The 20,468-nt window shown below is 53.6% G+C and carries 17 protein-coding genes; all 17 read right to left on the bottom strand.

Features of this window, described 5'->3' with window-relative positions:
- Window position 1: 1 nt before the first annotated feature.
- Complete coding sequence (bshC, locus tag OEV49_03955; GenBank protein MDH3890214.1) at window positions 2-1,624, bottom strand: bacillithiol biosynthesis cysteine-adding enzyme BshC; 1,623 nt, start codon at window positions 1,622-1,624, stop codon at window positions 2-4.
- Complete coding sequence (locus OEV49_03960) at window positions 1,621-4,776, bottom strand: efflux RND transporter permease subunit (GenBank protein MDH3890215.1); 3,156 nt, start codon at window positions 4,774-4,776, stop codon at window positions 1,621-1,623. The genes bshC and OEV49_03960 overlap by 4 nt, the downstream gene beginning before the upstream one ends.
- Window positions 4,773-5,819 (bottom strand): efflux RND transporter periplasmic adaptor subunit, encoded by a 1,047-nt coding sequence (locus OEV49_03965; protein MDH3890216.1) that lies wholly within the window; start codon window positions 5,817-5,819, stop codon window positions 4,773-4,775. The genes OEV49_03960 and OEV49_03965 overlap by 4 nt, the downstream gene beginning before the upstream one ends.
- A gap of 5 nt (window positions 5,820-5,824) precedes the next feature.
- A complete protein-coding gene (locus tag OEV49_03970) occupies window positions 5,825-7,159 on the bottom strand; it encodes a TolC family protein (GenBank protein ID MDH3890217.1) in 1,335 nt (444 codons plus the stop codon).
- A 38-nt stretch (window positions 7,160-7,197) separates the two neighbouring features.
- Entirely contained in the window at window positions 7,198-7,806 is a 609-nt protein-coding gene (locus tag OEV49_03975; GenBank protein MDH3890218.1) for a TetR/AcrR family transcriptional regulator, read from the bottom strand.
- A gap of 141 nt (window positions 7,807-7,947) precedes the next feature.
- Entirely contained in the window at window positions 7,948-8,916 is a 969-nt protein-coding gene (corA, locus tag OEV49_03980; protein MDH3890219.1) for a magnesium/cobalt transporter CorA, read from the bottom strand.
- Window positions 8,913-9,953, bottom strand: a complete 1,041-nt coding sequence (locus tag OEV49_03985) for a flippase-like domain-containing protein (protein MDH3890220.1) — start codon at window positions 9,951-9,953, stop codon at window positions 8,913-8,915. Before OEV49_03985 ends, corA begins: the two co-directional genes overlap by 4 nt.
- 101 nt (window positions 9,954-10,054) lie before the next feature.
- Entirely contained in the window at window positions 10,055-10,423 is a 369-nt protein-coding gene (locus OEV49_03990; GenBank protein ID MDH3890221.1) for a hypothetical protein, read from the bottom strand.
- A gap of 477 nt (window positions 10,424-10,900) precedes the next feature.
- Window positions 10,901-11,569, bottom strand: coding sequence for a tetratricopeptide repeat protein (locus OEV49_03995; GenBank protein ID MDH3890222.1), 669 nt, complete (start codon window positions 11,567-11,569; stop codon window positions 10,901-10,903).
- Between the two features lie 85 nt (window positions 11,570-11,654).
- Window positions 11,655-13,421 (bottom strand): BatD family protein, encoded by a 1,767-nt coding sequence (locus OEV49_04000; protein ID MDH3890223.1) that lies wholly within the window; start codon window positions 13,419-13,421, stop codon window positions 11,655-11,657.
- Between the two features lie 61 nt (window positions 13,422-13,482).
- Complete coding sequence (locus OEV49_04005) at window positions 13,483-14,235, bottom strand: tetratricopeptide repeat protein (GenBank protein MDH3890224.1); 753 nt, start codon at window positions 14,233-14,235, stop codon at window positions 13,483-13,485.
- Window positions 14,228-15,250, bottom strand: coding sequence for a VWA domain-containing protein (locus tag OEV49_04010; protein ID MDH3890225.1), 1,023 nt, complete (start codon window positions 15,248-15,250; stop codon window positions 14,228-14,230). Before OEV49_04010 ends, OEV49_04005 begins: the two co-directional genes overlap by 8 nt.
- Window positions 15,251-15,268: 18 nt before the next feature.
- On the bottom strand, window positions 15,269-16,312 hold the full coding sequence (locus OEV49_04015) for a VWA domain-containing protein (GenBank protein MDH3890226.1): 1,044 nt from the start codon (window positions 16,310-16,312) through the stop codon (window positions 15,269-15,271).
- On the bottom strand, window positions 16,309-17,400 hold the full coding sequence (locus tag OEV49_04020; protein MDH3890227.1) for a hypothetical protein: 1,092 nt from the start codon (window positions 17,398-17,400) through the stop codon (window positions 16,309-16,311). The genes OEV49_04015 and OEV49_04020 overlap by 4 nt, the downstream gene beginning before the upstream one ends.
- Window positions 17,397-18,278 (bottom strand): hypothetical protein, encoded by an 882-nt coding sequence (locus OEV49_04025; protein MDH3890228.1) that lies wholly within the window; start codon window positions 18,276-18,278, stop codon window positions 17,397-17,399. Before OEV49_04025 ends, OEV49_04020 begins: the two co-directional genes overlap by 4 nt.
- 304 nt (window positions 18,279-18,582) lie before the next feature.
- Complete coding sequence (locus tag OEV49_04030; protein MDH3890229.1) at window positions 18,583-19,458, bottom strand: DUF58 domain-containing protein; 876 nt, start codon at window positions 19,456-19,458, stop codon at window positions 18,583-18,585.
- Between the two features lie 9 nt (window positions 19,459-19,467).
- Window positions 19,468-20,457 (bottom strand): MoxR family ATPase, encoded by a 990-nt coding sequence (locus OEV49_04035; protein ID MDH3890230.1) that lies wholly within the window; start codon window positions 20,455-20,457, stop codon window positions 19,468-19,470.
- Window positions 20,458-20,468: the final 11 nt, after the last annotated feature.

A 20,468-nucleotide genomic window follows, 5' to 3' on the forward strand; every position in this document is an offset into this window, starting at 1 on the left:
TCTATGTTTCAAAATCCGACAAATCAACAAGCTGATGACTCTTTTCTTCGCTGTCGAGAATGTTATACAGATAAGATACGAATTTCATACCGTAGCGGCTAACAAAGTAAGAGATATTCAGACAACGTTCCTGCAAACCTCGATTCGGATAGAGTGTGCGGTGCAACCGATAAATGCGGTCGCGCACCTGTTGTGACTTTTTTTTGTGTGCTGCGAAAACCTTGCTCTCGAAATTCTTCAAAACGAAGTCGATCTTGCCGTGAGTCTGCTCGGCCGACTTTTTCAAGGCCGGGTCAAACCTCAGACTTTCCTCGGCGAACTTGTTAACGTGGTACTCAACATCCTGACGCAGTTGGGTAAACTCTTTCTCCAAACTGGCCGGAAAGGTCAGGGCCAGCACCCGATTGATGACTTGTTCAATGTCACCGGTCAACTCGCCGAATTCGATGTGGTTGTCATGCAGTAACTGTTTGAACCGGTTCTCCACTATGGTCATCGAAGCCCGCGCCATGTGATACGGCGGGGCCAGGTTGAACAGTTCAAAAAGCGGATTGATCTGGGCCAGGTAGGCGATCTCGGCCGGACCTCCTTTTTGGCTCAACACCGGGAAGAGATACGACTGCAGGATCGGACGGGTCATCACATCGGGTGAAAATTTCTGCGGTTCACTGTCTATCCTGGCCAGCAGTTCCTCACGAGTCATACTTTTGTCACCGAGGACAAATCGGTCACCATCACGCAATAGAGGCTTGCGACCGTCCTCGTTGCAGAATAGATGCGTGGAGTCTTCCTTCTTTTCAACCTGGATGTGGTAGCCACCATCGACGATTGATCGATTTCTTTCGTTTAGCAGATCGTGCAATTCATCCTGGTGCGAAACGATGGCCTTGAATAAGGGCGCGGCCATTTGTTTGGCGGCTGAGTCACCGGGTGAGAACAAGGCCGGCGCATGATCGCCCAGCACTTTGGTCATGAACTTACCAAAAGCCGACACCATGGTATCGTCGGTCGTATAGCATCGGTTGACCAGCCCGTATAGTTCCTCGGTGAAGTCGGTTTGCCCAAGCGTCGCAGCCATCAACGTTTTAACATCACTCAGACATTGGGCGTCGTTGAAGGTAATATCGGCGGTCGGCACCTCCCGGCTCGGAGCGGCGGTATACTCCAGGCGCACCGATTCCGATTGGCGGTCGAGCACGAAAGTGTGGTTGGCTTCTTCGAAATCGTGGTCGTCACCGGCGATCCAGAAAACCGGGATGACCGGTCGTTTGAGTTGCTGGGTATAGAGCCGGGCCGCCTTGACGATGGCCAACGCCTTGATCACAACCAACAGTGGACCGCCGAACAATCCGGCCTGCTGTCCGGTGAAGACACACAATGTGTCTTGTTCTTTAAGGCGTTCAATAGATGCAAGAGTAGACGACGAAGCGCCATAGGCACGGTTTTGCTTGAGCAGTATTTCGACAATCTGTTGACGGTCATGGTTGCGACCATCGAGTCCTGCGGCTGCATCATCGATATTGCCGGCGCAGTAGAACCCACAGGCGCTGCCGCGACCACAAAGGTAGTCGAGGTAGATGTCGGAGTAGCCCATAGCCTTTGTTGCCGTGATCAGAGCACTCATACCTTTAAGTCCACCGGTTCGGGTGCGCTCGGGGCTTTCTTCCTGGGGCGGAAAAAGCCTACAACGTCATCTACGACCGTGTATACTATCGGGACCACTACCAACGTCAACATTGTCGACGATATCATCCCGCCGATGACTGCCCGCGCCATACCGGATCGCATCTCGGCACCGGGGCCTATGCCCAAAGCCAGCGGTAACATGCCGAACACGGTGGCAAAAGTGGTCATCAGGATAGGTCTCAGCCGAACCGGGCCCGCGATCAGAACGGCTTCGGATCTCGAAACGCCTTTGGCCCTCTGTTGTTTTACAAAATCGATCAAGAGTATGGCGTTTTTTGTAACCAGTCCCATCAGCATCACTATCCCGATCATCGACATGATCGACAACGATGACTGAAAGGCGAGCAGACCGAGAATCGCGCCGACCAGCGAAAGCGGCAAAGAGACCATGATTGACACCGGATCGAAGAAAGACTCGTACTGCGAGGCCAAAAGCAGGTAGATGAATACAACGGCCAATAACAACGCCTTGATAATGTTGGTGAACGACTCCTCCATAAACTCCTGTGTGCCCACGCCGCCGACTTCATAGCCGGGTGGAAGCTGCATGGTGGCCGCCGAGTCGATTATCGTCGCAGCAATGGTACCGCTGAATGCGCCGGCCAGGGCGTTGGCATTGACGCGCACCTCACGCTTGCGGTCGTACCGATTGTATTCGCCAATATCCGTTTGACGTGTCAAGGTCGCCACCCGGTCAAGGGGCACCTGCAATTTGTCACCGCCCGGCAATTCGGTTTCACTCTCGACCCGGATTCGTCCGAGTTGGGCTACGGAGTTGCGAAAAGGCTGGTCAAGCTGGATGCGCACGTCGTACTCCTCGTCACCTTCTTTGAAACGGGTGACAACATCCCCTTCAACCAAAGAGCGGACAGTCATCGAGATGGCCTGCAGGTCCAGACCCAGATCATCAGCCGCCTGCCGGTCGACGTCTATGCGAACCTCCGGCTTGCCTTCCTCCATGGTGTTATCAATGTCGGTACAACCCGGCACGGTGCGAGCAATACTCTGCACCTCATGCACCAGCCGCGACAGCTCTTCCAGGTCGTCGCCGCGAATGGATATCTCGATCGGTTTACCATGTCCACCTTCACCGCTTTCCTTGGAGACCGAATACTTGATCCCGGGCATGGAACCCATCAGTGAGCGCACCGAGTCCATCAGCTGAATGGCCGATAACTCTCTCTCGGCTGCATCGGTGAGCCGCACCAGGATGGCTCCTTCAGTCACCGGTGTATTGCCGCCACCTATCTTGACAAAGGTAGCGGTAACTTCATCGAACCCGTTCAGCATCTCCTCTACCAGTTCAAATCGCTGGGAAGTCTGGTTAAGATCGGTGCCGGGTGGGGTGTTGATGGTGACGTACATCCGTCCTTCGTCGGTCTCCGGAATGAACTCGGAACCTAATTGACCGGCCAGCATGATGGCCGCTGCGAACGCACCCACCGCAACCAACATCACCAGCCAGCGTTGTCTTAGCGAGAAAGCCAGGAGAGCTCGGTAACCCGGTTTGAGCAGGTCAAAGCCTTTGTTCCACAAATTCAAAACCCTGCGGATAGCTATCCAGAGGCGTCTGATCGGCGAGGCCGCTGCCGCCGGATCATGGCTGCCCGGCTGACTGTTACTTTTCAGCATCCTGGACGATAGCATGGGCGTGAGACTAAAGGCCACGAACAATGAAATCAACACGGCAAAGGCCACCGTCATACCAAACTGGTAGAAGAAGCGTCCGACGATTCCCTCCATAAAGGCCACCGGCAGGAATACCACAACGATGGCAAAAGTAGTGGCCGACACGGCCAGACCGATTTCTTTGGTGCCGCCCAAGGCCGCCTGGAAAGGTGACTTGCCTTCATCCAGATGCCTGTAAATATTTTCGACCACTACGATAGCATCATCGATCAAAATCCCCACCGCCAGCGAAAGTCCCAGCAGCGTCATAAAGTTGATCGAGAAACCAAGAAACCTCATGGCGGTAAAGGTGCCGATGATGGAGATCGGAATTGACAGACCGGTAATTAGTGTGGGTCGACTGTCCAACAAGAACAGGAAAATCACCAACACCGCCAGGATAGTACCGATCTGGATATTGGTCAGGATTTCATGAATGGAATCTTCAATGAACGTGGAGTTATCGTTGACAATGCGGATATCAATGTCGGGCGGCAGTTCGCCTTGCAGTTCGGAAATCGCTTCGCGGGTACGGGCCGCCATCTGCACAATGTTGGCCCCGGACTGCTTAACGATGTTGATGCCGATAGCGCTTCGACCGTTGAAGCGTGACAGTGACCGTTGCTCGGCAATCGTGTCGACCACGCGGGCGAGGTCACTCAGATAGATCGGGGTGCCGTTTGAATTCTTGACAATGACGCTGTCAAATTGCGCAACCTGTGTTACTCGACCTTGCAGTCGAACGAGGTATTCGCGTGATGACTCTTCCACTCGTCCGCCCGGCACCTCCAGGTTGGAGGCAACGACGGCTTGACGCACGTTGCCCACGGTCACTCCGTAAGCCTCCATCATGTCGGGATCAAGGAAGATTCTGATCTCACGGTCGGAGCCGCCTATCAGTTGAACGGCACCGATGCCCGAGATCGGCTCCAACCGGGGTTTGATAACGTCCTTGGCCAACTGTGTTATTTCGCGTGGTGAGCGGCTGCCGGACAAAGCCAGCGACATGATGGCTTCGGCATCGGGGTCATACTGGCCGACCACCGGCTCTTCAATATCCTCCGGCAAAGTGACCCGAATGCCGGCCACTTTTTCACGGATGTCCTGCGAGGCAATGGTACCATCGACCTCCAAAAGAAACTCCACCACCTGAAGCGAGTAGCCCTCGCGCGAACTGCTCTGGATGTGACGCACGCCGTTGATCTGGTTGATGGCCTCTTCGATCTTCCGGGTGACTTCGGTCTCGACGGCCTCGGCCGAAGCGCCGGGATAAACCGTCTGCACCACAACGATGGGGAAATCGACTTCGGGAAACATCTCAACCGGCAGTTCAATGTAAGAGAACAGGCCCAGCACCAACAGGGCACCGATCATCATGGTGGCAAAGACGGGGCGTTTTACAGATACGTCGGACAGTTTCATCGGGTGCTCGTCTCCAAAGAAGTGATCGTTACCTCAAACCCCTCGTCAAGATAGGTCTGGCCTAGTGTGACCAGTGTATCGCCGATGTTCAAGCCTTCTTCGACCACAACACCCTCCGCCGTCTCTCCGGCAATGGCCACGCTACGCTTGTGAGCGGCGCCGCCGTTGACTACAAACACTGTCTCTTGATTGTCCAGTGCCACCACTGCGTCGTGCGGTATTATAATGACGTCCTGCCACCGTTCGAGAACAACGGATGCGCGAACGAACATCCCTGGTCGCAAGTGTGTTCCATGGTTTGTTACCTGCGCCTCCACATCAAAAGCCCGCGTTAAGGGATCAGCCGATCGTGCAATCGAAACTACTATCCCCGGCGCCGACAGCTCGACAGCCGACGATGAGATCATGACCGTGTCGCCGATTTTGATGGTAGCCACGTCGCGAGTGTTTACCCCGAAAGTTACACGCAGACTGGCCAGCTTGGCAATCGTGACCAACTTGGCGCCGGGTTGCAGGTAGTCTCCTTCGCTCACATTTAACGAAGTAACCACGCCGTCGATGGGCGAAGTGATTTCAACCAGTTGCGTTACAGATTCGAACGAGGCTCTGGCCACCTCGTACTCGGTTAGCGCCGCATCGTACTGAGACTCGGAAACAGCACCCTGATCATAGAGGTACTTCAGGTTGTCATGGGTTTTCTCAGCGTTGCGGTAGAGCGATTCTGCCTTGCGATAGGTCGAAGCGGGGCCGCCCTTGTCCAGCAGAATCAATACCTGACCCTGTTTGACGTTTTGACCTTCGGTAACACGAACACGATCAACCGTCTCGGCGATTCGTGCATGGATTTCGGCTTGTTTTTCTCCGACCAGCGTTCCCGTGAAGCCTCGAGTGACATCGTGGCTGGACGTTTGTACAATCACGGCTTTCACCGGAGTCGCCCTGGGCGCCTGCTGTTCGACGACGTCATTGTTGTTGGCACACGATGTGGCCAACAGTACGACAGTTGTAGATAGAAAGAAAACTCTCAGGTGTAACTTGTGCATCTTTGTCAATCCCCAATGGTATCTATATTACTGGCCAGCTTAAGCGCTGCCAGCGAACGGCGAAACGCAAAAGTGGCTTCGGCCAATGAAGTGCGAACGTCGGTGAGCACTGTCTGGGCGGAAAGAACTTCCAACAGTGTGCCTTCTCCGGCTTGGTAGCGCAGATCGGCTATTCTGAGTCCCTCTTCCGCTTGAGCGATGGTCTCACGGTGTATTTGAACCATCTTCTGGGCTTGCACCAGTTGGTCGTAAGCCTGCTCCACTTCGAGCCGTATCTGATCGGTCAATTCCTGTTGGTTAATGAGCGACTGTCGATGTTCCGCTTTCATCTTGCCGACGGCGCCACGAGTGACGCCACCGTCGAAGATTGGCAGCGAAAGGGTCACACCGGCTGTAAATGACGTGGCTTCGTTTTTGCTCAACGTGAATTCGTCCGACTGCGATTGCCAACTGTAATTCGACACTGCCGCCAGGCTGGGAAAGTAACCGGCCCGTGCCACCCGCACGGCCCGACGAGTCATGTCGACCATCAGGTCGATCTGTTTCAATTCCCGTCGCGAAGCTAACGCCGTATCGGTGAAAAACTCAAGTGCCCCCAGACTCTCCAAAGAGGTATCATCGTCCGGCTCAACCAGCGCCACAGGTTGATCAAGGTCGATGTCCAAAAAGGATTGCAGTCGTTTTTTGGACAGACGTACATCAGACTCGGCGCCGAGGATTCTTGGCAGGAGGTTGGACCTTTCAACTCGGGCTCGCATCAACTCGAACCGAGACACCATGCCTTGTGAATGATGCGCCTCGACCACTTCCAGGTTTTTCTCAGCCGTTTTGAGCGCCTGCTTGAGAACCGCCACGCGAGCTTCGTCCAGAATCGCCCGGTACAGGAGCAACTCGCCGTCATGTACGGCCACCGCACCTACCCGATCGGCGCCGACCTGGGCGTATTGATGATATTGCTTGGCAATCTTGTAGGCGGTGAAAACCTTGCCCCCCTCCCACAACGGTTGCCTGAGTGAGATTGATGCCCCAAAGTTGTTTTTGAAGCCAAACTTCAGTTGCTGAATCTCACCATCGGCCTCGAAAAAGACCGGGGCAATCGAAAAGTCCCGCCGGTAGTAGCTCGACAAATCGATTTCCGGAAAGGCTCCGGCGCGGGCGGTGACTATCTCGGACTTAGCTTTGTTGACCTCTTCTTTGGCCGATTGTACACCCCGATTGGATTGCAGAACCCGCTGACGCACCTCCTCGACTGTGAGTTTCAGTTCCTGGGCCGGAGCATTTCCAACCAATAGCGCCACAACGATGAGCGCCAGAGGGACCACAACCAATAGCCTTCGCATCGCATCGTTGTCCTGTCTTCGTAAACCCCTGTCCCCTGTCATCGACGTTTCCTTTGTTGTCGGGTCGTTGAGCGTTCGAACAATGTCTCCATCAATTTCACCTGGGCCTCCAGATTAACATCACGCGGGGTCAGCATACGCAACCCAGACAAGCCGTGCACCAGGGCGAAAATGAACATGGCCAGAGTATGAACATCATTCTTGGTCCAACCGGGACCGAGTTTTACCCGGTCGGCAAACAGCTCCACAGTCGAACGCATCCGCCTGGTGATATAACGTCTGATCCTGGGCACTCGCCAGGCCTGTGTCCAGATATCTACAAGATCACCGTACTCATTGACATCACATTTGTGATGCAGTTTCAGCAGTATGCCGAAAAACTCCGAGGGACTCACGCTCGTATCCAACTCCGCCTCAAGAGTGGCCCGGTTGTGATCGGTAATCGATTTTATCAACTCCAGGAAGATATCCTCTTTGGATTTGAAATGAAAGTAGAGGGCGCCTTTGGTAAGCCTGGCGCTCTTCGCAATCTCATCGGTAGTCGTGCCACGGTAGCCTTTTTTGACAAAGAGCTTGCGGGCTGAGGCCAGTAGCTGTTCACGCCTTTTTTCCGGCGGTAACTTGGGGCTTTGCTTTATCTTACTCATGATTCTCGGCAATCAGATTTTCTAATGTGGCCACTCTCTCTTAGATACCTACTGGTTAGTATCTAAAATAGAAGTGTCCGTTCCGTTGTCAACAGGTTTTAACGAAGTTGTGTCGGAAAAGTTTCAGCTAATGATGCGACATCACAGCCACTTTTTCTTGCGGAAGAAGACAATCAAGCCCAGGACGATAGCCGCCATCAGAACCAGCGACATATAGTATCCGTACTTCCACTCATGCTCCGGCATGAACTCAAAATTCATCCCCCAAAGCCCCACCAGAAAGGTCGGCGGGATAAAAAGCACGGTAAACATGGTCAGCACTTTGATGATTTGGTTGGTTTTGGTGGAGACCGAGGAATAGTAGACCTCAAGCGATGAATTCAGCGTTTCTCGATGAGAATCGGCCACATCGGATATCCGAACCAGATGGTCGTGGATGTCAGAAAAATAGAGCGCCGCCTTTTCACTGACCAACTTGTAATGCTGCCGGGAAAGCTGGCTGATCACTTCCTTTTGCGGCAGGACGGTCCGTTTGAGTTGGAGTATGTCTCTGCGGAGAGTAAAAATTGACTTAACGGTGTCCTGATCCGGTTCGGCCAGAACGTCTTCCTCCACCTGGTCGATTTCGTACTCAAGAATGTCCAGGGTGCTGTTGTAGTTGTCGACAATCGTATCGATCACGGCGTGGAAGAGAAAGTCGATACCTCGCATCATCAATCGCTCGTCACGCTCGGTGCGGGCATAAAGGTAGTCGAATATCCGATGTTCATCGTAGTGCACGGTCACCAGTGAATTGCCGCTCAGAAACAGATCGATCTCGCTGAGCTTGAGACCCTCCTGCCGACCGACATAATCAACCGCCTGAAACACCAAAAACAGATAACGATCATAGTCGTCGATTTTGGTGCGCGGTTTCTCGGCGATTACGTCTTCAATGGCCAAGGGGTGAAACTGGAAATCATTGGTGAGGACGAACGACTCCTCATCGGTCGGTTTGCACATGTCTATCCACAGGAGAGCATTATCCTGTTCACACCAGGAATCAAAATCGCCGATACCTTCATGCAGTTTGACGCCCACATCCGGCAGATACAAAAATGATCTTATCATGGACGCTCCTCGGCTTCGATTAGCGTTCCGTTCTCAGACACCTGATCGAGAATATCTCTGTCCCGGTGCTCAGATTTGATTTCTCTGATCGATACTCTTTCCATGTGCAAGAACGACATGCCCAACACGAACACCGGCAGCAAATCGATGATGTGCAAGGCGACGGCAAACAGCACGGCATCGCTTCGACCGACTGCAAAGGCTGTCAGCGAGGTGCTCACGGCTACTTCGAAAGTCCCCGCATTGCCCGGCGTGATGGGAATCAACAGGGCCAGCGTGTTTACTATCATAACCACGGCGGCGGCGGCAAAGGGTAGATGGAGTCCGAACGACAGAAACAAAAAGTAAATGACAGCTGTATGGGCGGTCCATGAAGCCAACGAGTACGCCACGGTGCCGAAAAAGTGCTGGCTGGAACGTAGCGTCCTAATCCCCTTGGTGAATGAGCGCATGAACTTCTTCAGACCGACATACATGCTCGGCCAGCGGTGTCGCAGCCGGAGCCGTCCGATATCTTCCAGCTTGGTCTGAAAGTGGAGCACCGTGTACAGGAGTATCAACAAGCTGACGGTGATTACGGCAATGACAACGCCGGCCGCGCGATACTCCGCCTTTACTCCAAAGGCTAAAGAGGAAAAGGCCAGAAAGATCACCAGGCTCGTGGCATCGAAAAGCACTTCCAGGATGATCGTTGAAAAGACAAAGGTCTTTCTGAGGCCTTCCTTGCGAGCAAACAAAAACAACCGGCCGACCTGACCGGTCAGCATCGGCATGACAATGTTCAGAACCTGGCCGGCCGAATAAAGAGCAATGGCTCGGGGGGCTTTGATTTTCTTGTGCTGCGACACCATGAGTTGCCACCTCATGGCCCTCAGGACGACAAACAGAAAAGTGCAGAAAAGAGCCGGTAGCAGGTACCAGTAATCGACACGCTGGGAGAGTATTCTCAATTCGTCCAGCGTGATATCCTTAACGCAGTAGCCGAGCAGGGCCACCGCTACAATTGTGCCCCAGAATTGCTTACTCTTCCAAAACATCAGACGCACTTCTCCGGCAAAAAGTCGGCGTGTAAGATAGAGTCTGAGCAAAACAGTGTCAACGAAAACAGTGGTTGCGGTTCTGTGTACGCAACCTCGTGCTAGGAGCACAACCTCATGCTGAGCGCAGTCGAAGCATGAACCCCCGCCCCAAAAGAGGATTGAGTCGACCACCCGGACGGGATACCACAGGCAATGTCACCCTGAGCGCAGTCGAAGGGTGAATCCCTGTTGCCGTTTATAATCTCAAACAAAGTCTGACTCGACCACCCAGAAGGGATACTAATTACATTGTCACCCTGAGCGCAGTCGAAGGGTGAATCTATGTTGCCGTTTATAATCTCAAACAAAGTCTGACTCGACCACCCGGACGGGATACCACAGGCAATGTCACCCTGAGCGCAGTCGAAGGGTGAATCCCGAACCAAAGGGCTGGTTGACAAGCCCTCGATTGCGTCATTGCGATACATCCCGCGTCTCGCCGGACGTGACGCTGCAATCTCGCTCCATAATTCGGGCGGTGTTGCCTCAAGGTCGGTCATTCTGGCAAAGGCCGGAATCCAGTCTTCGACGTCGGAGCGGGATGCCGGATCAAGTCCGGCATGACGAGATTTGTGCCCCGCCCAAGAACCCACCCGCCGCCAAGCGCTCTGGGTGGGGTACCGAAGTCCTTGTCACCGGTCGACTCCACTCAGGGTGAGGTTGGTGATGCGCGAGGACGTACACCACGCACAAAGAGTTACGTAGGGCAACCGCCGCGGCGGACCTTCGGCGCAGGGATGCCGCCTTGCAAAGAGAAGATGGGTTCACCTTCCCGCCTGCGCGGGAATGACAGAGAGGGGCGGGAACGACAGAGAGGGGCGGGAACGACAGAGAGGGGCGGGAATGACGAAAGAGTGGGGGAGAATGAAAGTAGGGGGCAGGGCTGACCGAACTGGAACGATCCGTCAGATTGGAGCAACGAGTTCTTTTCTGATCCATCCGCGACGCTTGTTTTCAAACAGAACGTTCAGGAAGTCACCTGATTCGGAAGCGATTTCGACAATGAGTCCGGGCGCACCGCGCAGTTCGATTTCGGACTGTTCCGATGCGCCGGTGTAGACTGGGCTTTCGTCGGCTATGATGACCGCGCGGCGCGTAAGATAGTCGTACCGATACTTGAATGTCGTCAGGCTGCCGGCGGCCAAAAGTAAAATAGCACAAATGACCATCAGGACTCGCACCGGCGAGGAGTTGTGACCGAGTCCGAAGCGAACGGTCAAGGTGGCCAGCAACAAGACGAAAAAGGCGGTGGCAATCCAGGCCAGGCGTTGTAATTCATAGGTATCCACTAAATCCACGAAAAAGCTGCGAATCGGATTGAGTTGCACACCCTGCATTTGGACTCGCGAAAACTGTTTGGCAAACTCCAGATTGAAGGCTATGTCCTCATCACCGGGCGCCAGGCGGCGGGCCTTGGAATAATATAAGACGGCGTGACCGAGGTCGCCGGACTTGAAATATGCGTTGGCCAGATTGAAATGGACGTCGGCCGATTCCACGCCGCGGTTGAGAATGCTTTCATACATTCTGATAGCGCTGGCAAAGTCTTTGTCTTCATAAAACCTGTTGGCCATGGCGAACTCTTCCGACTGAGCCATCACAGAAAACCGCCCAGTCACCATGAACAAGACCGCCAACACGAGCAGACAAAGCACACGCCTAAGCAAGCTTTACCCCCTCGATCCTGATGATGACTTCCTCCGATTGCTTAAGCGTCCGATCTATATCCGACTGGGTAAGGGCAGCCGAGGCAAACCGGGCGTAATCGCATTGGGTGATAACGCCGGTGTAACTCTCTATAAGTTCCTCGGGAGTCAAACGCTCGGCCAACTCCTGGCGAATTGTGTCGGTGGTCAAACCGTGTGGCGAGATGTTGAGTTTGTCGGCCAGGTAGGATGTCAAAGCACGATATATCTCGACGTAGAACTCTCCGACCGAGTCCAGGTTGGCCAGTGCCCGAGCTTGGGCTAGTCTCTTTTTGGCGATCTTGGCCGCCCCCCTGGCTCTGGCTCGTCCGGTGTCGGCAGCCAGCTTCTCGCGCCGACGGCGCACCAGCACGGTGGTGATCAGACCCACCAACGGTAGGAAATTGGCCAACACGTATGCATAATTGAAGACCGGAAGATGACCGGTGGCCTGCATCTTGCCCAGCTCAGCTTTGATGTGCCTGATGTCGTGGGCGCGACTGTCAATAGTCAGACCGGGCGCCGAGTATGGAACGCCGGAACTGCCCGAGTATCCGGCCGGCGCCGTCACGGTGACCTGAATCGGCTGAGTTGCTACCTTGTTGTATTGGTCACGGTCCGGGTCGAAGTAGTTGAAAGCAACGCTGGGTATCACGAGGTCTCCCGGCACACGAGGGATGAAAACTTCTTCAAAAACTTTGGTGCCGCCCAGCTTGTCGTTCTGCTGCGAAACAGACTCCGATGACGAAGCCCGATAGATCCGGAATTCGTCCATCTCCGACAACACCGGCTCAGCTACCGATTTGATATTACCGGTTCCAGATATCCGAAACTTCACCGTGACCGGTTCGTTTACCTCAACCTGCCGTTTGTCGGCTTCGGCCTTGATTTTGAAGCGACCGATAGTGCCGGTAAAGTCTGCGGGTCGGTTCTCCTGCGGAATTGGTTTGACATTAATGCGCAAGGGCTGGCTGGATGCACGCGCTTCGACACCACGTCCAAAGAAATCATCCAGATTGAAAGAACCGAAAGGATCACGGGAACGCCGCCGCTTACCGGCCACGGTGGCCCGGATTGTGGCGCGACCGATGGTGAGTTCTCCGGTCTGAGTTGGAAAGAGCGCATACTTGCGTTCGATCAAGCGGTAGCGACGATTGTTGAGGCTTTGGTAATACGGCGCCTTGTTGCCCAGCACTTCGGTCCAGAACCCGGTGGTGGTCGGCTCGGTCAACTCGGGGCTGCCGTAGTACTGAACTGCGATGTAAAACTTCAGGGTGAGTGTCACCTGTTCGTTCACATACGGGTCCTTCTTATCTACGACCGCTTCCAGGAAATAGTCTTTACTGTCGCCCTTGGAATCCAGGCTGCGATCATTGATGTCATCCGAGGCACTGCTGCCCCGGTTCAGTACCGTCAACATTACCATGTTGCCTTTGTAACGTTTATTATTGTGGACGACTGAGATGTTGTCTATGGGAAACTTGCCCGCCTTACGCGGTATGACAAGATAGCGGTAGATCAGAGACGACTCCACGACGCCGTTGGCGATACTGATGTTGGAGGAGCGACCCTTCGAGTAGATTTCAAAAGTCGGCAGGGTGGGCAGTTGTGGTTCCGGCAGGTTCTGAACACTACCGGCCACTTGCACCTGGAGAAGCGCCTGTTCGTCCATGCCGATGGTGGTTCGGTCCAAAGTAACGCCGACGGTAATTTCATCGGCCGCCATAACTGCGGTCGTCATTATAACCACGGTCAGTGCGGCGGAAAGACACCAAACGATACGATGATCAAAAAAAACTTTGTTACCAATCCTTGCCGACATAATTCCCTGATACCTTACGACGCTTGATCTTCTTCTGGATATCACTTTCGTCATCGCGCATGGCGTTTAGAATTCGTTCAGCATCCTCTTTGGACATCTGTTGCGCATCCTGTGGTTGCGGCTGCTTTTGTTGCTGTTCGTCTTTGTTTTCCTGATCCTGCTGTTGCTGCTGTTGTTGTTCGTCTTCGTTTTGTCCCTGTTGATCCTGCTGCTCTTCCTGCTCTTTGTCCTGCTGTTGCTCTTCCTGCTCTTCCTGCCCGTCCTTCTGCTGGTCCTGTTGCTGTTCCTGTTGTTCCATCTGTTCTTTGAGCAGGCGACGCGCTAGTTCAAGATTATACTTGGCATCCATGTCGTCGGAATTGATTTCCAGAGACTTCTGGTAACTCTGAATAGCGTTTTGATAGTCTTGCATACGGAAGAGGGTGTTGCCAAGATTGTAATGAGCCTGAGCTTCAGTCTCAATGTCGGTGGTGTTTAAGGCTCGCGTGTACTTGTCGACGGCCTCCTCGAAACCGCCGTCCTCATGAAGAGCCCCGGCGATATTGTAATTCAGTTCCGGCGATTCCGGAATGTCCGTTTCGGCGTTATGATAGTAGTCCAGAGCCGTCTGGAAATCACCTGATTTCATCGCCTCATTGCCCTTTTTCACCTTGTCAAAAAGGCCTTCGGCGGCCGCCGAACCAGCCAGAACCAACAGTATTGCAACTACTCTCATCATAACAGACTTACGCATGGCCACTGGCCTCCGTTCGCTTTTTTCGTTCAGAAAGAAAGAACTCACCGATCACCAGAAATATGGCCAATAAAAGCGGCCACTGGAAGCGGTCATCATAACGAGTCACCAGCGCTCCCTCCAGTTCTTTCTTCTCCATAGAAGATATTTCGTCAAAAATCCTGTCCAACTCAATCTCCCCCGCTGTGGCGTGGTAGTACTTGCCGCCCGTGGCCAACGACACTTTCTGAAGCGTGGTTTCGTCAAGACTGGAAACAATGACCTCACCGTTCTCATCCTTCTTGAAACCCATCTGCTTGCCTGCGCGGTCGAGGATCGGGATCGGTTCGCCGTCGGGGTTGCCTATCCCTACCGTGTAAATCTTGATGCCTTCCTGACGAGCTTCCTCAGCTTTCTCTTCGGCCCCGCCTTCATGATCCTCGCCGTCGGTCAACAACAAGAGCACTTTGTGTTGTTTCTCTTGCTGAGCAAAGGCGCGTGAAGACATTTCGATGGCCGAAGTCAACGATGTACCCTGGACGCTCACCGAGGCGTTGTCGACAGCCTCAAGCAAAAACCCGGCTGCCGAGTAGTCAAGGGTCAGGGGACACTGAATAAACGCCTCCCCGGCAAAAACGACCAGGCCGATACGATCACCTTTAAGACGTTCGATTATGCCGCGAATTTCCTGCTTGGCTTTATCCAATCGGTTGGGCGCCATATCACGAGCCATCATCGAGTTTGACACGTCCAGGGCGATCACGATGTCGATCCCTTCGCGCTTCAACAGTTCCAGATGGGTACCAAACTGAAGCCGAGCCAGGGCTACGGCAACCAGCATCAAAGCCAGGAGGATCAATACGCTCTTTGTTCGTTGACGAGTGAAACTGATGTACGGTGCGTTTTTCATCAACAGGGGTAGATCACCAAACCGTTGCATCAGCTTCTTCTTGCGCGCCAGGGCGAAAAAGACAAAGACGCCCAACAACAAAATGATCGGCAGGATGGCGAAGTTTATCGGATCGGCAAAACGCATGGGCTATCTATACCTCTGCTAAGGCAACTTTCGAAAAAAGGTTTGGGCCAACAGTATCTCAAGCACCAAGAGCAGCAGGCCGGTATACGTGAAAAAATGAAACAGCTCTGTGTACTGGATGTGTGAGGCGATTTTGACCTCAGTTTTTTCCAGGGCATCGATTTCTCCGTAGATTTCTTCCAGTTCTTCACCCGATCGTGCCCGGAAATACTTACCGTCGGTCTTCTCGGCAATCTGTTTGAGCGTCTCTTCGTCGATCCGCGTCGGCTGGTATACATAGCGCTTGCCGAACAGCGGGTCCTGAACCGGGTACATGGCATTGCCCGGTTTGCCGGCGCCGATGGTGTAGATTTTGATATCCATGGCTTCAGCCAATGAAGCCGCCGTCACCGGGTCGATCTCGCCGGCGTTGTTGTCGCCATCGGTCAGAAGAACCATGATGCGACTCTTGGAATCCGACTCACGCAACCGATTGACACCGTTGATCAAGGCCATACCGATGGCCGTGCCGTCCTCGACCAGCCCGAAGTCCACCTGATCGATGAAGTTCAGCAATACACCGTAGTCCGTGGTCAACGGACACTGCGTGAATGAGTAGCGCGCGAACACAACCAGGCCGATGCGATCATTGACACGGCGTTCGACGAACTTTTTGATCTCCTCCTTGGCTACGTGGAGACGATTGTGCGGCTTGAAATCTTCGGCCTGCATCGATGACGAGACGTCGAGCGCCAGCATGATGTCGATACCTTCCGAAGTCACTTCGGTGTACTCGGTGCCGCTGCGCGGACGAGCAAAGGCGACCACAAACAAAAGCACGGCCAGCATGCGAAAGGCGGTCAACAGAAAGCGATAACGCTGACGAGCCGACCGTCCGGCGCGGCGAACGATTTTTAAGTCGGAGTATTTGATGGTAGCCGATTTGAACCGACGGTGCCGACGATGGTAGTAGATCATCCAGGCCAGAATCAGCCCGCCGACAATGAATATGGCCAGCGGTGGAATGGTGGTATTGACTACATCAAAAAGGTTGATACTCAGGCCGGCGAATTCGAGGTTCATTCCTCCACCTCCGTGGGACCTTCTGTCGGCTTTTCTTTGTCATTGGAAGCCACGGCCATTTCGACCTGCAATCGTCGCTCAAACTCAAGGCGCACCGACTCAACCATATCGTGCGCGAGATTGAAATCGGTACCGGCCCGTTCCTCCTGGGGAACGAAGCGCGCAAACTTCACCAGGTCGGCATGACTGAGAAAATTGCGCAGGTTGTCATACAAGTCGTTCGGCAGGGCAACATCGATAAACCTCACCAGAAACTCGTCGGTTGTCATCTCAAGAACGTCGACCTCATACATCCGTCCGAAGTACTCGCGGACGATCTCGGTCAGTTCTATGTAGTAGAGTTTGTGCTTACTCTGGGCCATTAGGCTTTTCTCGGAAAGCAAGGCTAGTCGTTCGAACGCAATCTCCCACGGCTGGCGCCGGTCGACAAAGGCAGCTCGATCAGGCTTGCGACGGAAACGACGCCACAAATACCAGGCAATGACTATGAGAACAACCGTGGCGGCGCCGCCAATGATTCCCTTTTCACGAGGATCACGGGCAAACACGGTGGGTGGTTTCGGCGGTTTGAGCGGACGAATGTCGGCCGAGTCAGATTCTGCACCCAAAAGAGAATTCACCACAATCGGCACCGCTTCAGACAGAATCACTTTCCGAGAACCGTCGGGCAAGTTGAACAACGCAGGTATCGGCGGGATGACGTAGTCGCCGGTGGTAAAAGTGCTAAGCACGAAATTGCTTTCGCTTCGCATCCGTCCGTCATCAAGCCGCGAAATCTGATCCGTTTGGTAATCCTTAACATCGAATGCACCCAGGTTGGCGCCCAGCGGCGGCGGCACCAACTCGTAGGTGGAGTCGTAGGTGATGGTCAGTTTGTAATTGATCAAGTCACCGATGAACATATCGGCTCGGTCCACCGCTGTTTCCACGGTGATCCCCCGGATCGTGGATACGGTGTCGACCTGAGCCATCACCGGCAAGGACAAAGCGGTCACGACAAGCCACACCATCAGCGAAACTGCTGCCGCTTCTCGAAAAACAAGTCGACCACGCAGGTCGACCCAATCTGGGGACTCACGCTTCGTCATTTGATATTCTGATCGTAGAATTCTACTTTCTCCGCTTTCGACAGCATGGCGATGTAATCTGAAAAAGCTGCGTTCGCTTTCGTTCCCTGATAATCCAAAAACACCTGCGCCCGCACCGAATCATAGGGCGCGTTTTGGTATTTGTCCTGCTTGTGAGCCAGCCAAAAATTGCGCACGTCGCTTGAATCAATAGTCACTTTCGGCATGACTTTATCTACAACATATTTGTCAACCAGCAGTTTTCTCTGCAATTGCCGCTGCTGTTTTTGAACTTCGGGGTCGTTGTCATACCCTTCCCGCAGGGCGGCGCGATAGATCAATTCCATGGCAACGTATTGATGCGCATATTCCACCCGTGCCTGACGCGACGTGAACTGTTTCTGAATCTGGACCGGCATCGCCTGAATTTCATCTTCCACCTGCGACAACCAGATGGGTACGCCGCCGACCCGCGCCACGGCCACATCCCCTTGCTGCTTGGGCGTGGTCACCAGATCGGTAGCGTCGTTCAATTGCTGCCTGGCTTCCAGTATTTGCCCCATCTTCTCAAGCGATGCTACCAGGTTTTTCGACGCTTCATTCACGAAGGAACCGTTCGGATCGATCGAACGAGCACGGACATAGTAAGCTGCCGCTTGGTCGTGGTTGGAAAGGTTCTCAAAGTAAATCTTCCCGATCAGATAGTTGACATTGCCACGGGTCTTAACGTCGACATCAGGATACTTAAGTAACGTCTGGTACTCTTCGATCGCTGCCGTGTATAGCCTGGTATCGCGCAACTCACCGGCCAGCTTCTTGTGTCGTTCGATAGCCGCAGAGTTATCGACATTGGTGCATGACACAAGAGCCATCAGGAGTATGCCGAGGGCAACGGTCACAGGCCTGCCTGCCTGCAAATATGTCTTCTGCGCTGCGCGCGCCTCGGGTGGCCGCCTCAATTTTGTGGGCGGCAAGTGGAAGCCACTTGTGGCCGTCCTCGTCTGCCCCTGCCTCGACTCCGCTCGGCATGACATTCTCGCGGCGCACGAAGACGTACACCGCGCACGAAGCGATTGTGGGCGGCATGTGAAGACCACTTGTGACGGCTCCTGTCTGCCTCTACCCCGACTCCGCTCGGCATGACATTCTCGTGGCGCAAGAGAACGTACACCACACACAGTCCCTAAGTTTTTCAACAGCCTGCTAATGCCGACGCTCCCTTGCTTTGAAAAAGTTTATAAGAGGGACGATATACGACTGGTCGGTGTGAATGTCGATAAAGTCGAGGTTTATCAATTGGAAGCCTCTTTTCAGGTCAGAGGTATCTTCGTCCGCTTTGGCTGCGAACTGTCTACGGAAGGTCCGCGATCCGGTGTCGACCATGATTACCTCACCCGTCTCGGCATCCTCAAGTTCGATCAAGCCGACATCATCAAAACGAGTCTCGCGCGGATCGGTGATTTTCACGGCGATAATATCATGCTTGTTGTTGGCGATACGAAGGGGGCGAAAGAAATCCTCCGACAAAAAGTCCGACACCAAAAACACCACCGATTTTCTTTTGATGACTTTGTTGAAATACTCAAGAGCGCCGCCGATGTCGGTCTTTGTTCCCTCCGGCTTGAAATACAAGACTTCCCGAATGAGCCTGAGAACATGGCCACGGCCTTTTTTGGGCGGCACGAACTTCTCGATAGTGTCGGTGAATATTATCAAGCCGACTTTGTCGTTGTTCTTGATAGCCGAGAAGGCCAACAATGCGCACAGTTCCGCCGCCATATCGCTCTTGAATCGACCCCGGGTGCCGAACCGACCGGACGATGAAGCATCGACCAACAGCACCACCGACAGTTCACGCTCTTCCTTGAACTTTTTGATATGCGGATAGCCGGTACGAGCCGTTACGTTCCAATCAATCAGACGCACATCATCGCCGGGCTCGTACAGACGTACTTCCTCAAACTCCATCCCCTGACCTTTGAAAGTGGAGTGATACTCGCCCGAAAAGAGGTCGTTGACCAGTTTTTTGGTCCGAATCTCTATTCGACGAATCTTTTTGAGTACTTCCTTCGGGATCATAGGCGTCTGCTACGGAACTTCTATAGTGTCGAAGATCTTCGCGACGATGTTGTCCGAGTCGATCTCCTCCGCCTCCGCTTCATAGGTGATAATGACGCGATGGCGCAGCACGTCGTAGCCGACCGCCTTGACATCCTCAGGCGTGATGTAACCACGACCTTTCAGGAAAGCATGAGCCTTCGCAGCCAGGTTGAGATAGATCGATGCCCTGGGCGAAGCGCCGTAGGCGATCAGATCGGTCAGGTCGCCCAGACCATACTTGGCCGGTTCGCGCGAGGCAAAGACGATGTTGATGATATACTCTTTGACTTTGTCGTCGACGTAGATATCCCTGAGGACCTTCCGGGCATTCAGAATCTCGGTCGGCGTGACCACTTTTGAGACTTGCTCAACCAGGGCGCCGGTGTTACGATCCATAATCTCGCGTTCTTCAGCCGGGGTCGGATAGCCTATCTTTAGCATCAGCATAAACCGGTCAACCTGCGCTTCAGGCAAAGGGTAGGTACCCTCCTGCTCAATCGGGTTCTGTGTGGCCAGAACCAGAAAAGGCGCGTCCAACGGGAAAGTGGTTTCACCAATCGTAACCTGCCGCTCCTGCATCGCTTCCAACAAAGCCGACTGTACTTTGGCCGGGGCACGGTTTATCTCGTCGGCCAGAATAATATTGGCGAAGATAGGACCTTTTTTCACCGAGAACTCAGATGTCTGAGGATTGTAAATCTGCGTGCCAATCAGGTCAGCCGGCAAAAGATCGGGTGTAAACTGAAGCCTTTGGAACTTGGCATCGATGGCATCCGACAGCGTTTTTACCGATAGCGTTTTGGCCAAACCCGGCACACCCTGAATTAGGATGTGACCGTCGGCCAGAATTCCAATCAGGAGCCGGTCTATGAGATACTGTTGACCGACGATGACATTATGCATTTGCTGAGTCAATCGTTCAACAAATGACGACTCCTCTTCTACCTTGGCTTGAATTGCTTCAATGTCGATGTTCATTCATCCTCCGG

Source organism: Candidatus Zixiibacteriota bacterium (genome assembly GCA_029860345.1).
GTDB lineage: Bacteria > Zixibacteria > MSB-5A5 > GN15 > FEB-12 > JAJRTA01.

Excerpts from the sequence above, each read along its gene's own strand:
- OEV49_04005 (MDH3890224.1), bottom strand. The coding sequence starts at position 14,235 with ATGCGTAAGTCTGTTATGATGAGAGTAGTTGCAATACTGTTGGTTCTG.
- OEV49_04030 (MDH3890229.1), bottom strand. The coding sequence starts at position 19,458 with ATGATCCCGAAGGAAGTACTCAAAAAGATTCGTCGAATAGAGATTCGG.
- OEV49_03985 (MDH3890220.1), bottom strand. The coding sequence starts at position 9,953 with ATGTTTTGGAAGAGTAAGCAATTCTGGGGCACAATTGTAGCGGTGGCC.
- OEV49_03970 (MDH3890217.1), bottom strand. The coding sequence starts at position 7,159 with ATGCGAAGGCTATTGGTTGTGGTCCCTCTGGCGCTCATCGTTGTGGCG.
- OEV49_04010 (MDH3890225.1), bottom strand. The coding sequence starts at position 15,250 with ATGCGTTTTGCCGATCCGATAAACTTCGCCATCCTGCCGATCATTTTG.
- OEV49_03965 (MDH3890216.1), bottom strand. The coding sequence starts at position 5,819 with ATGCACAAGTTACACCTGAGAGTTTTCTTTCTATCTACAACTGTCGTA.
- OEV49_03960 (MDH3890215.1), bottom strand. The coding sequence starts at position 4,776 with ATGAAACTGTCCGACGTATCTGTAAAACGCCCCGTCTTTGCCACCATG.
- OEV49_03975 (MDH3890218.1), bottom strand. The coding sequence starts at position 7,806 with ATGAGTAAGATAAAGCAAAGCCCCAAGTTACCGCCGGAAAAAAGGCGT.
- OEV49_04020 (MDH3890227.1), bottom strand. The coding sequence starts at position 17,400 with ATGACGAAGCGTGAGTCCCCAGATTGGGTCGACCTGCGTGGTCGACTT.
- OEV49_04015 (MDH3890226.1), bottom strand. The coding sequence starts at position 16,312 with ATGAACCTCGAATTCGCCGGCCTGAGTATCAACCTTTTTGATGTAGTC.
- bshC (MDH3890214.1), bottom strand. The coding sequence starts at position 1,624 with ATGAGTGCTCTGATCACGGCAACAAAGGCTATGGGCTACTCCGACATC.
- OEV49_03990 (MDH3890221.1), bottom strand. The coding sequence starts at position 10,423 with ATGTATCGCAATGACGCAATCGAGGGCTTGTCAACCAGCCCTTTGGTT.
- OEV49_04035 (MDH3890230.1), bottom strand. The coding sequence starts at position 20,457 with ATGAACATCGACATTGAAGCAATTCAAGCCAAGGTAGAAGAGGAGTCG.
- OEV49_04000 (MDH3890223.1), bottom strand. The coding sequence starts at position 13,421 with ATGACGACCGCAGTTATGGCGGCCGATGAAATTACCGTCGGCGTTACT.
- OEV49_03995 (MDH3890222.1), bottom strand. The coding sequence starts at position 11,569 with ATGGCCAACAGGTTTTATGAAGACAAAGACTTTGCCAGCGCTATCAGA.
- corA (MDH3890219.1), bottom strand. The coding sequence starts at position 8,916 with ATGATAAGATCATTTTTGTATCTGCCGGATGTGGGCGTCAAACTGCAT.